The following is an 11850-nucleotide window of genomic DNA, read 5'->3' on the forward strand; positions in this document are numbered from 1 at the left end:
TTCGCGTCCGATCACCTGATCGCCCACGCTGAGCCGGCCCGGACAGCCGGCCGGGCATACCCCTACAACCTATGCCGGTCGGGTCTCGGCTCCGAGCCGCGGGAACGGCTCCAGCGAGAAGACCACCTCCACCGGCACCTCGAAATACCCACAGATGCGCAGCGCCAGGTGGAGGCTGGGGCTGAACTCGCCGCGCTCCAGGTAGCCGACCGTCTGGTAGTGCACCCCGAGAGCGTCGGCGAGCTGCCGCCGCGTGATGCCGCGCTCCGCCCGCAGCATCGCGATCCGGTTGTACGTGATCTCGCTGCCCATGGCTCCTTCAGACCGTCATCCGGGTCATCGCCCGCTCGCGCCGCGCCGCCACCGCGGAACCGGACTCCCGGCGGGCCATCCGGCGCAGGATGCCCGGCGCCAGCAGCAGCCCGGCCAACGCCCACGCCACCAGCACCCCGGCCGTCTGCAGGGGACGCCAGGAACCGCCGATCTCCGCGGCGGCCAGGGCGTCCGGCAGGAAGGCCGATCGCAGGCCCAACCCTAGCCAGTAGACCGGGAAGACCTGCGCGACGCCCTGCACCCAGCCGGCCAGCGCGGTGATCGGGTAGAAGATGCCGGAGACCGCGGTGAGGCCGAAAAGCGGCAGCATCACCAGCGACGCCTGGCGCGGATTGTCGAAGAGCGCGCCGAGCACCGCGCCCAGCGGCATGGTGGCCAGGAACGCCAGCGGCAGCAGCCAGAGCAGGGCCAGCGCGCCGTCGGCGCCCAGGGTCAGACCGTCGACCAGGAAGAGGCCGGGCACCAGGACGAACGCGCAGCTGATCACGGCCACCCCGGCGACCAGCACGATCTTGCCGAGCAGGTAGCCGGTCATCCCGTTCGGTGTGGCCTTGGCCCGCAGCAGTGTGCCGTCCTCCCGGTCCATCGAGAGGTACTGCATCATCGACATGAATCCGCTGACCACGATGAGCAAGGCCAGCGAGCCGATCAGGCTGTGCACGCCCAGCGCCATCTCGGTGCCGGGGATGGTGCTGCCGCGCATCCAGACCAGCGCGATCACCAGGAACACGGCCGGCAACGCGTACCCGAACAGGTCGGTGCCGCTGCTCAGGCTCTGCCGCAACTCGATCAGGCCGCGCCGCAGGCCCAGCCCCACCACTCGCATCATCGCGTGCCCCCCTCGGCCTCCCGGACCAACTTCATATACGTCTCCTCGAGGCTGCTCGGCCGCACCTCCAGGTCGCCGATGGCTTCGCCGTGCTGACGGAACAGCTCCCGCACGAAACCTGTCGCGTCCGCCGCCGAGTGCACGAACCGTTGCCCGTCCCGCGTCCAGCGGATCTCCGTCTCACCGGCCACCTGCCGGGACAGCTCGTCGGCCGAGCCGTCCGCGACGATCCGCCCATGGGCCAGGATCAGGATGCGGTCGGCCAGCTTCTCCGCCTCGTCGAGGTCGTGGGTGGTCAACATGATCGTGGTCTCGTCCACATCGGTCAGCCGGTGCACCAGGTCGTGGAACTCGCGCCGCGCCTCCGGGTCGAAGCCGACCGTCGGCTCGTCGAGAAAGAGCAGCTCGGGGCGCCCGACGATGCCGATGGCGACGTCGAGGCGGCGTCGCTGGCCACCGGAGAGCCGGGCGATCCGGGTGCCGGCAGACTCGGTCAGACCGACCACGTCGAGCAGTTCGTCGACCGGCCAGGGTCTCGGGCGCGAGGCCGTGGAGTACTCCGCGTAGTAGCCGCCGAGGTGGTGCAGCAGCTCCCGGACCCTCCACTTGCTGTGGTCCCGCCAGGACTGGAGCACCACCCCGAGGCGGGCCCGCCACTGCTCCGCCCCCTGCTCCGGGTCGACGCCGAGCACACGCGCCTCGCCACCGGAGCGCCGGCGGAAGCCCTCCAGGATCTCGATGGTGGTGGTCTTGCCCGCCCCGTTGGGCCCGAGCAGGACCAGCACCTCGCCGGCGACGGCCGTGAAGTCGACGCCGGCCAGCACTTCCTTGTCGCCGTAGGACATGCGGAGGTCGCGGACCTCGATGACCGGGTCCACCCCCGGCGTGTCGGCCACGGCACCCGCGGCCAATACCGATCCCGTCATGTCGAGCACACTATCAAACTCGTAGTACATGTACTACACATCGGCGTACGTCTTTGGTGCCACTTCGCGTGGCGGAACTCATTCGCGCCAAACGGTGATCGTGTTGATCGCCTTGGCTAGATACATTGGTGCGATGGGGATCAAGCAGGTGAGGGCACTCACCACCACGCTGCCCTCGGTCACCTGGATTCCCCTCGCCCGGGCGCACTCGGAGCGCGCCGACCAGATGACCGCGGGCCACCGTGCCCGTCGCGCGACGGGCGAGAAGCACGCCATCGAGGACTTCCTCTACGACTACTACGGGACCCGGCCGTCGCTGCTGCGCCGCTGGCACCCGGGAGTCGGCACCGGGCTGTCACCGGCGCCCGACGGCCTGGCCGAGCACGCCGGCTGGAAGTTCTACCTGGCGTATGAGGACGGCGTCGTCACCCTCGACCAGGACGCGTTTCTGCACGCCCGCGCCGAGAGCATCCGCTACATCCACGGCCTGCTCACGGCGACCGCGTCCCGCCCGGTCTTCTCCGGCTGCTTCGGTCTGCACGAGTGGGCCATGGTCTACCGCGACTCGGAGCACCGCCACGAGCTGCCCTTGCGCCTGGGCCAGGAGGGCACCGACCAGGTGGTCGAGCAGCACACCATCCGCTGCACCCACTACGACGCGTTCCGCTTCTTCACCCCGGAGGCGGTCGGGCTCAACCGGCTGCAGCCCACCCGCGCCACCCAGGTCGACCTGGACCAGCCCGGCTGCCTGCACGCCGCGATGGACGTGCACAAGTGGGCGCAGAAGCTCGGCCCCGCCGTCCCGGGGGCGCTGGCACTGGACTGCTTCGCCCTGGCCGGCGAGATCCGCCTGCTCGACATGCAGGCGAGTCCCTACGATCTGACCTCCTACGGCCATCCCCCGGTCAAGATCGAGACCGCGGAGGGCAAGGCGGAGTACGTGGCACGCCAGCGCGAACTGGCGCGCCGCGCGGCCGGTCTGCGCAGCCGCCTGATCCGGGTCTGTGAGGCCCTGCTCGGGCCGGAGGCCGCCGCGCTGAACCGTGAGGCCGTCGCGCCCTTCAACCAGCGCTGACCACTGGCCCGGACGGCTCCGCGCTGAACCGTCCGGACCGGGCCGGCGGCCGTTTCGGTGACCGCCCCCAGCCTCGGCCCGTCTCCTGGGGACGCACTCCACTGTGGGCCGGCTGGGGGCCCGGCCCGGCTGCCGCGATAAGGATCGTTGCCACCGGACCGGACCTGGCGGCTAGCATATAGCTAGTTGTCCCATACCAGCTAGTCCCATGACAGGGTGAGATCATCTTTCGTACGTCTAAGGAGTGAGCAGGTGCGAGCGCAGCGAGGCCAGCTCATCGTCGGTGATGCCGATCTCCTTGGCGTAGGCCTCGACCGATCCGTGCAGGTCACGGAGGTCGCCGAGGAAGAGGTGCATGGCCTCGGCCGGCGAGTCGAACATGTGCTCGTTGCCGACGACCGTCTCCGGGCTGGTCCGCAGAAGTAACTCCGTCAGGGGACGCATCGCCGCGGTGGTGAGCGCGTAATCGTTGGCGATGTCCTCGTCGGACACGCCGAGCAGCGAGAGGGTCAGCGCGCACACCGTGCCGGTCCGGTCCTTGCCGGCCATGCAGTGCACGACCACCGGGGCCGCCTCCGGGTCGGCGATCAGCCGCAGCGAGTCGGCGATGCCCTCCCGGCCGTCCTCCGCGAAATTCAGATAGCGGTCGGCCAGCCAGCGCTCGTGCACGGCGTCCTCGGGGTGCTCGACATCAACCCAGTCCACGTGCCGCAGCACCAGGTTCCGGTAGTCGACGCCGTGTTCCTCGGAGACCCGGCCGAACTTCTCCACCTCGAACGGACGGCGCAGGTCGATCACCGTGCGGATCCCGAGGGCGGCGAAGGCCTCGGCGTCGTCTCCCCGCAGCCGGTGCAGCGAGTCGGCCCGGAAAAGCCGCCGCCAGCGCACCCGGCGCCCGTCGAGGCCGGCGTAGCCGCCCACGTCACGGAAGTTGTACGCCTTGGAGAAGGGCAGGTTTCGTGAATACGATTCGGCCACCACGCCTCCAACCTAGCCGCCGCCGACGATCGGCTCACCGGTCGATTTCGTCACTCTTGCCGGTACGTTGCGTCTCAGCTATTGGATTTCCGGCGTCTACTGCGCTACCCCGTGGCATGCTTGGCAACCGTGACCCACTCCGTGCTGATTATTCGCACCTAGCGCGCCGGCTGACTCTCTCGCCGACGCGCAGACCTCCCGCATCCGCGGGGGGTCTTTTTGTTGTTGCAGTGGGTGCCGACGGAAAGGACTTCCCCGATGGACTACCAGGTGTTCGACACGACTCTGCGCGACGGCGGGCAGCGTGAGGGAATCAGCTACACGGTCGCCGACAAACTCGCTGTCGCACGCCTGCTGGACGAGTTCGGCGTGGGCTTCATCGAGGGCGGCTGGCCCGGCGCCATGCCCAAGGACACCGAGTTCTTCGAACGGGCGAAGACCGAACTGGAGCTGCGGCACGCGGTGCTCGTGGCGTTCGGTTCGACCCGCAAGGCGGGCGTGGACGTCGCCGACGACGCACAGGTCAAAGCCCTTCTGGATGCCGGCACGCCGGCCGTCTGCGTGGTGGCGAAGTCCGACATCCGGCACGTCGAACGGGCCCTGCGCACCACCGGTGACGAGAACCTGGAGATGGTCCGGGACACGGTGCGGCACCTGATCGCCAACGGGCGCCGCGTGTTCGTCGACTGCGAGCACTTCTTCGACGGCTTCCGCCACGACCCCTCCTATACGGCGAGTGTGGTGAGGGCGGCTGCCGACGCGGGCGCCGAGCGCGTCGTCATGTGCGACACCAACGGCGGCATGCTCCCCTCGATGATCACCAAGGCGATCGACGAGGTGGTGGAGCGTACCGGGGTGAGCGCCGACCGGCTCGGCATCCACTGCCAGAACGACACCGCCTGCGCGGTCGCGAACACCGTCGCCGCGGTCGAGGCCGGTGTGAAGCACTTCCAGTGCACGGCCAACGGGTACGGCGAGCGCCCCGGCAACGCCGACCTGTTCGCCACGGTCAGCAACCTGCAACTCAAGCTCGGGCTGAAAGTCCTACCGGACGGATGCCTGGAGAAGGCGACGCGAGTCTCCACCGCGCTCGCCGAGATCGCCAACATCGCCCCCGACACCCACCAGGCCTATGTCGGGGCCGCGGCGTTCGCCCACAAGGCGGGCCTGCACGCGAGCGCGATCAAGGTGGATCCGCTGCTGTACAACCACATCGACCCATCGGTCGTCGGCAACGACATGCGGATCCTGGTAACCGAGATGGCCGGCCGGGCCAGCATCGAGCTCAAGAGCCGTGAGCTCGGACTGGACCTGGCCGGCCACCCCGACACCCTGTCGAAGGTGACCCAGCGGGTCAAGGACCTGGAGGCCGAAGGCTGGTCCTTCGAGGCCGCCGACGCCTCCTTCGAGCTGCTGGTCCGCAACGAACTGCCCGGCGTTCACGTGGCCGAACCGTTCACCCTGGAGTCGTACCGGGTGCTGGTCGAGCACCGGGAGGACGGCGCGGTCATCTCCGAGGCCACCGTCAAGATCCGGGTCCGCGGCGAGCGGGTGATCGCCACGGCCGAGGGCAACGGCCCGGTCAACGCCCTCGACGAGGCGCTGCGCACCGCCCTCGCCAACCACTACCCGCAACTCAAGACGTTCGAGCTCTCCGACTTCAAGGTGCGGATCCTGGAGGGCAGCCACGGCACCAACGCGATCACCCGGGTGCTGCTGGGGACCAGCGAGCACAACCGCGAGTGGACCACGGTCGGCGTCCACGAGAACATCGTCGAGGCCAGCTGGACGGCCCTCGTGGACGCCCTGACCTACGGCCTGTCCCGGGCATCCGCTCCCGCCTGACCGTCTCGTCCCGCGGAGGCGGCCGCTCCGATCAGGGCGATCGCCTCCGCGCGCGGCATCGGGACCGGCCGGCCGCCGTCCCGCGGCCGCAACGCCACACTGCCGTCGGCGGCCTCCCGGGCGCCGATCACCGCGAGGTACGGAACCTTCCGGTGCTTGCGCACCCGGGCGCCGACCGATCCGCCGCGCTCGGCCTCCGCCCGGAGACCCGCGTCCAGCGCGTCCCGCAGGAACCCGCCGGCCGCCTCGTCCTGGCCGGCGCCGACCGGCAGCACCGCCAGCTGGACCGGGGCGTACCAGACCGGGAACGCCCCCTCGTGCACCTCGATCAGATGCCCGAACAACCGCTCCATCGACCCGGCCAGGCTGCGGTGCACCATGACGGGGCGCTGCCGGCCGCCGTTCGCGTCCACGTACTCCAGCTCGAACCGCCGCGGCTGGTGGTAGTCGACCTGAACGGTGGCGAGGGTCCATTCCCGGCCGGACGGGTCGGCCACCTGGATGTCGATCTTCGGACCGTAGAAGGCCGCCTCACCGCGTGCTTCCGCGTACCGGATCCGCTCGTCGGCGAGAGCGCCGCGCAGCAGTGCCTCGGCCCGCGCCCACATCGCGTCGTCGCCGCCGTACTTCTTTCCCGGGCCGCGCAGCGAGAGCCGGTAGGAGACCGGGCCCATGCCGAGTGCCGCGTGCGCCCGGCGCATCAGGCTCAGGACCCCGGCCACCTCGGCGCCGGCCTGGTCCTCGGCGCAGAAGATGTGCGCGTCGTTCAGCAGCATCGACCGGACCCGGGACAGGCCGCCCACCACCCCCGAGCGTTCCGCCCGGAACATCGGCCCCAGCTCGGCGATCCGCAACGGCAGATCACGGTACGAGCGACCGCGCGCCCGGAAGATCAAGGCGTGATGCGGGCACAGGCTGGGACGCAGCACCAGCTCGTCCTCACCGACCCGCATCGGCGGGAACATGTCGTCGGCGAAGTTCGCCCAGTGACCGGACAGCTCGTACATCCGGCGTCTGCCCATCGCCGGCGAGTACACGTGCCGGTAGCCGGCGCGGCGCTCCAGTTCGTACAGATAGGACTCGATCTCGCGGCGGGCGGCCGCGCCGCCGGGCAACCAGAACGGCAGGCCGGCGCCGATCAGCGGGTCGGAGTCGAAGAGGTCCAGCTCGCGGCCGAGCCGGCGGTGGTCGACGGACATCGTGGGTCTCCTTCGAAACGGGGACCCCGGAACGACACAGCCCCGGGCAGGTCGCCCGGGGCCGTGGTCGTCGCTGTCAGCTCAGCGCGATCGCCACACCGGGACATCCCGGCGTGGTCGTGATCGAGCTCAGCATCATGCCCACGAGACTAGGCGGCGCCGCCACGCGCGGCGAGCCGATTTCGGCGAGCGGCCGACGACTCCCCGGCGTCCGCCGGGCCGACCGGACGGATCGTGATCATGCGGCGGGCACCGTCACCCAGGCGATCACCGCGCGGTGATCGGACTCGGCCACCGGGAAGACCTTGAGATCCTTCACCCCGATCCGCTCGTCGACCAGCACGTGGTCGATGGTGACCGGGGGGATCGGATCCCCGTCGTACGGCCCCCAGGTGCCGGTCCAGCCCTCGCCCACGGCGTCGGCGGCGTCCCGGTAACCGGTGGCGATCAGATCGCGCAGCAACTTGTGATCGAGTGTCGCGTTGAAGTCGCCCAGCAGGATCTTGGGCAGCCCGCCGTCGGCCGGCACCTGCTCCCGAAGATCCGCCGACCAGCCGGAGATCATGGCCGGATCCGCCGGGGCCAGCGGGTGCACCGACTCGACGTAGATCGTCCCGGCGCCCGGCACCTGAACCGCGGCGTGAGCCTGCTGGAAACCGCCGTCGTTGCGTTTGGCGGCCTGCTCGGCGAACGGGTGACGGGAGTACAGACCGGAGCCGCTCGCGCCCCACTCCGGGGCGAGCTGGTTGTAGGGCAGGATCTCCTCGAGACCGGCCGTCTTCAGCGCGTTCTGCCCGCGCTCGGTGAACTCCTGCACCGCCAGCACGTCCACGTCGTTGTCCCGGACCAGCTTCACGATCTCGGCCGGGTCGGCGCCGCTGAACAACAGGTTCGCCGTCATGACCCGCAGCTCCACACCGTCGGCCGGGCCCCTGTCCGAATCCGGCAGGGCGCGCGGCACCACGGCCACCGCGAAAGCGAACGCGGTCAGCGCCGCCACCGCGGCGGCCGCCCACCGGCGGGCGATCAGCGACGCGGCGAGCGGAATCAAGGTCCACAACGCGACGTACGGGGTGAACGCCAGAAGCATGACCGAGTAGCCGGCCTCCCACCCGGAGGTGCGCGCCAGCAACCAGACCGCCGCCGGTATCAGCGACAGCCAGAGCAGGACGGTGAGAACGACTCGGCGGCGGCGCCGGGCCGGGCGGGCAGCCGGCGGCGCGTCGGTGATCGTCATGGCCGCGACGTTATCCGGCCCCTGCCACCGGCCGTGGCCGACGCGGCCCACGTCACATCTTCGATGATCATGCCGGTTCGGTGCCGTGACGCGCACGGCCCCGAACCGGCAGACGTCAGACCTCGGCGTCGGCCAGGTCGCCGAACTCGGTCAGCTCGTCCCGGATCACCGCTCCGTCACCCTCGACGACCAGGGTCAGCCGGTCGGCGGCCAGGTGATCGGCGGCCGCCTTCGACACCTGCTCGACGGTCGCCTCCAGGTACTCCCGGCGCAGCGTCTCGTAGTAGTCGTCCGGCAGGCCGTGCACCACCAGGGTGGCCAGCGCGCCGGCGATCGCCCCCGGAGTCTGCATCTCCACCGACAGCTGCCCGGCCCGCCAGGAACGCGCCACCTCCAGCTCCGCCTCGGTCACGCCCTCGGCCTGGGTACGCGCGATCTCGCCGAGCGTGTCCCGGATCGCCGGGGCGGTCACCGCGGTCTGCACCCCGGCCGCCACCTCGAACCGGCCCGAACGGCGCGTCATCGCATACGACCCGCGGATGCCGTACGTATACCCCTTCACCTCGCGGATCAGATGGTTCAGCCGGGACGTGAACGCCCCGCCCAGCACCGTCGCGGCCAGCGTCATCGGCACGTAGTCGGGGGTCGCCCGCTCCGGCGCCCGGTGGCCCAGCCGCAGCGTCGACTGCACCGAGCCGGGCCGGTCCACCAGAATCGTGCGGCGTCGCTCCGGCAACACCACCCCGAGCGGTCCGGCCGGCTCCAGCGGCTCACCGGAGGTGCCCCCGAAAGCGGCCTCGGCCAGCGCGTCCAGATCCAGCCCGCCCAGGTCGCCGGCGACCAGCAGCACACCCGGCCGCAGCAGCCACGCCTCGTGGAAGGCCAGCACGTCGTCGACCGTCACGGCGGCCACCGAGGTGGGGTCGCCGTGCAGGGGACGGCGGTAGCGCCCGTCGGTGCCGAACAGGTCGCCTCGCAGGGCGGCGTCGGCCCGGGGGCCGGGCTGCGCCCAGTCCATCCGCAGGGCGGTCACCTCGTCGTCGCGGACCCGGGTCACATCCGCCGGGTCCAGCTTCGGGGTCCGCACGGCCTCTGCGGCCAGCCGGACCGCGGCGGCCAGCAGCGGGCCCGGCGCCGACACACCGACCCGGAACGCGTCCCAGTCCACCGACGGGGCGAGTTCCGCGCCCAGGCCCTCCAGCGCCAAGGCGTACGCCGCCGAATCGCGTTTGCGGGTGCCCTCCTCCAGCGACTTGGCGAGCACCGTGGCGGTGCCCTCCCGGCCCTCGGTCTCCCGGGCCGCGCCGGCGTCCAGCAGCAGGACCGCGCTGGCCAGCAGCTGGCCCGGCAGGTGGGCGGCGATCACGGTGCCGCCGTGCGCGGAGATCCGGCGGACGGCCGGGAACGCGTACGGCCGGGCGGCGCCCGGGGCCGGGCGGGAGGTGACGAGGGTCATGACTGCTCCCCGGGAACGTAGGTGAGGGTGACACGGGACTCGGGGCGCAGCACTTCCTTCGCCGCCTCGGTGACGTCCTCGGCGGTGACGGCCAGCCACTGCGGCAGGCGCTCGGCGGCCGCGGCCGGATCACCGAACTGGGTGGCGTACCGGCCCAGGGTGTCGGCCCGGCCGCCCACCGTGGACACCTGCCGCCACCAGGCGGTGGTCAGCAGCGCCTTCGCCCGGTTCAGCTCGTCGTCGGTGACCGGCTCGTCGATCAGGCTCCGCACCACGTCGGCGAGGCCGGCCTCCAGGGTCTCCAGGGAGACGCCGTCCTTCGCGGTGGCCGTGATGATCAGCGGGGCGGGGGCGTGCGCCAGATCCACGCCGTACGCCCCGATGTAGTCCGGCTGGGCGATCCGGGCGCCGTCGGCGAGACGCTGGTAGAGGCGGCTGCCCCGCCCGTTGCCGAGCACCGTGGCGAGGACGGTGACCGCGTCGTACCCCTTGGTCCCGAAGGGATAGGTCCGGTGCGAGAGGTAGATCCGCGGGGCGGGCACCGCGGCCGTCACGTCCTCCCGGGCCGGCTCACCGGCCGGGCCGGGCAACGCGCCGTCCGGAGCCGCCGGGATGTCCGGCACCGTGGCGATCGCCCCGAAGTACTTCTCCGCCAGGGCGAACACCTCGGCGGCGCCGGTGTCGCCGACGACCGTGAGAACCGCGTTGTTCGGCGCGTAATACTGCTGGTGGAACGCCTTGAAGGTGGCCAGGTCCGCGGCGTTCAGATCCTCCATCGACCCGATCGTGGCGTGATGGTACGGGTGGCCCTGCGGGTAGAGCAGCGGCAGCAGGCGCAGCCAGGCGTCGCCGTACGGCACGTTCTCGTACCGCTGGCGCCGTTCGTTCTTCACCACCTCGCGCTGATTGTCCAGCGTCTCCTGGGTCAGCGCCGGAACCAGCCCGCCCATCCGGTCCGCCTCGAGCCACAACGCCAACTCCAGGTGCTCGGAGGGCATGGTCTCGAAGTAGTTCGTCCGGTCCGGGTTGGTCGTCGCGTTCAGCGAGCCGCCGTTACCCTGCACCAGCTTCATGTGCTCGGTCTTCTTCACGTGCTGCGAGCCTTCGAACATCAGGTGCTCGAAGAGATGCGCGAACCCGGTCTGGCCCGGCGGTTCGTGCCGGGAGCCGACGTCATACCAGAGGTTGACGCAGACGACCGGCGCCGTCCGGTCCTCGCTGACGACGACGCGCAGGCCGTTCGCTAGCCGCGTGGTTTCAATGGGCCACGGATACCCGGTCGTGGCGACCGGTGCGGTTGGTGACGTCACCCGACCAATCTTGCCCTGTCGCGGACGATTCCGGCGCGGCCGGATAATCCCGATGGCGCGTGATCACCGCGGGTGCGATGCTGGGCGCCGTGTTCGACGGCGTGCTCAGGGAAAAGGGACCTCATGGCTGACGTACTCATTCGGCCTGGCCTGTTCATCCCCGAGGGGGAGCTGAGCTGGCGGTTCTCCCGCTCCAGCGGCCCCGGCGGCCAGGGCGTCAACACGACCGACTCGCGGGTCGAGTTGTCCTGGGATCTTGCCGCCTCCGAGGTGCTCTCACCCACACTGCGTGAACGAGCCGTCGACCGGCTGGGCGGCCGCCTGGTCGCCGGCGTCCTGACCATCACAGCCTCGGAGCACCGCTCGCAGCTGCGCAACCGCGAGGCCGCCGAGGCCCGGCTCGCCTCCGTCGTGGCCGCCGCCATCGCTCCGCCACCCCGTCAGCGCCGCGCCACGAAACCGACCCGCGGCGCGGTCGAGCGGCGCATCGCCGACAAGAAGCGCCGCGCCCAGGTGAAGCGCGGCCGCGGCAAGGACTTCGACTGACAGCTCATGCACACCTGTCCAGTGCCTAGCTTCATGGAGCAACTAGCGGTACGGTAATTGTCATGCCGTCGCACCTGCACGAAATGCTGATCGAGATGTTTCGGGGACGGCCCTCT

11 protein-coding genes are annotated in these 11850 nt (G+C 70.8%); 3 read left to right on the forward strand and 8 right to left on the reverse strand.

The annotated features are described in order from the left end of the window. Positions 1-69 precede the first annotated feature (69 nt). The 3 genes from AB0I88_RS40070 to AB0I88_RS40080 are packed head-to-tail and all read right to left on the reverse strand — an operon-like array spanning position 70 to position 2088. Entirely contained in the window at positions 70-312 is a 243-nt protein-coding gene (locus tag AB0I88_RS40070) for a helix-turn-helix transcriptional regulator (protein WP_361037333.1), read from the reverse strand. Positions 313-319: 7 nt separating this feature from the next. Beyond that, the gene (locus AB0I88_RS40075) at positions 320-1162 is read right to left on the reverse strand and encodes an ABC transporter permease (protein ID WP_361037335.1); all 843 of its coding nucleotides are present in this window, start codon (positions 1160-1162) and stop codon (positions 320-322) included. Further along, the gene (locus AB0I88_RS40080; protein WP_361037337.1) at positions 1159-2088 is read right to left on the reverse strand and encodes an ABC transporter ATP-binding protein; all 930 of its coding nucleotides are present in this window, start codon (positions 2086-2088) and stop codon (positions 1159-1161) included. The genes AB0I88_RS40075 and AB0I88_RS40080 overlap by 4 nt, the downstream gene beginning before the upstream one ends. Before the next feature lie 133 nt (positions 2089-2221). Between AB0I88_RS40080 and AB0I88_RS40085 the strand changes: the two genes are divergently transcribed. After that, entirely contained in the window at positions 2222-3163 is a 942-nt protein-coding gene (locus tag AB0I88_RS40085; protein WP_361037339.1) for a 3-methyladenine DNA glycosylase, read from the forward strand. A 237-nt stretch (positions 3164-3400) separates the two neighbouring features. On the opposite strand, the gene AB0I88_RS40090 is transcribed toward AB0I88_RS40085, so the two are convergent. Continuing rightward, positions 3401-4144, reverse strand: a complete 744-nt coding sequence (locus AB0I88_RS40090; protein WP_361037341.1) for a tyrosine-protein phosphatase — start codon at positions 4142-4144, stop codon at positions 3401-3403. A gap of 255 nt (positions 4145-4399) precedes the next feature. Here AB0I88_RS40090 and cimA point away from each other — a divergent pair, with 255 nt between their 5' ends. Continuing rightward, entirely contained in the window at positions 4400-5986 is a 1587-nt protein-coding gene (gene cimA, locus AB0I88_RS40095) for a citramalate synthase (RefSeq protein WP_361037343.1), read from the forward strand. Here cimA and thrS read toward each other — a convergent pair. The 4 genes from thrS to AB0I88_RS40115 all read right to left on the reverse strand — a co-directional run bounded on the left by thrS (position 5953) and on the right by AB0I88_RS40115 (position 11188). Continuing rightward, positions 5953-7185, reverse strand: a complete 1233-nt coding sequence (gene thrS / locus AB0I88_RS40100; protein ID WP_361037345.1) for a threonine--tRNA ligase — start codon at positions 7183-7185, stop codon at positions 5953-5955. The two genes, cimA and thrS, sit on opposite strands and share 34 nt — an antisense overlap. Before the next feature lie 238 nt (positions 7186-7423). Then, entirely contained in the window at positions 7424-8422 is a 999-nt protein-coding gene (locus AB0I88_RS40105) for an endonuclease/exonuclease/phosphatase family protein (RefSeq protein ID WP_361037346.1), read from the reverse strand. A gap of 115 nt (positions 8423-8537) precedes the next feature. Continuing rightward, complete coding sequence (locus AB0I88_RS40110; protein WP_361037347.1) at positions 8538-9878, reverse strand: pitrilysin family protein; 1341 nt, start codon at positions 9876-9878, stop codon at positions 8538-8540. Continuing rightward, on the reverse strand, positions 9875-11188 hold the full coding sequence (locus AB0I88_RS40115; protein ID WP_361037349.1) for a pitrilysin family protein: 1314 nt from the start codon (positions 11186-11188) through the stop codon (positions 9875-9877). The genes AB0I88_RS40110 and AB0I88_RS40115 overlap by 4 nt, the downstream gene beginning before the upstream one ends. Positions 11189-11311: 123 nt before the next feature. Between AB0I88_RS40115 and arfB the strand changes: the two genes are divergently transcribed. Beyond that, the gene (arfB, locus tag AB0I88_RS40120) at positions 11312-11734 is read left to right on the forward strand and encodes an alternative ribosome rescue aminoacyl-tRNA hydrolase ArfB (protein ID WP_361037351.1); all 423 of its coding nucleotides are present in this window, start codon (positions 11312-11314) and stop codon (positions 11732-11734) included. Positions 11735-11850: the final 116 nt, after the last annotated feature.

Source organism: Actinoplanes sp. NPDC049802, from assembly GCF_040656595.1.
Classification (GTDB): domain Bacteria; phylum Actinomycetota; class Actinomycetes; order Mycobacteriales; family Micromonosporaceae; genus Actinoplanes.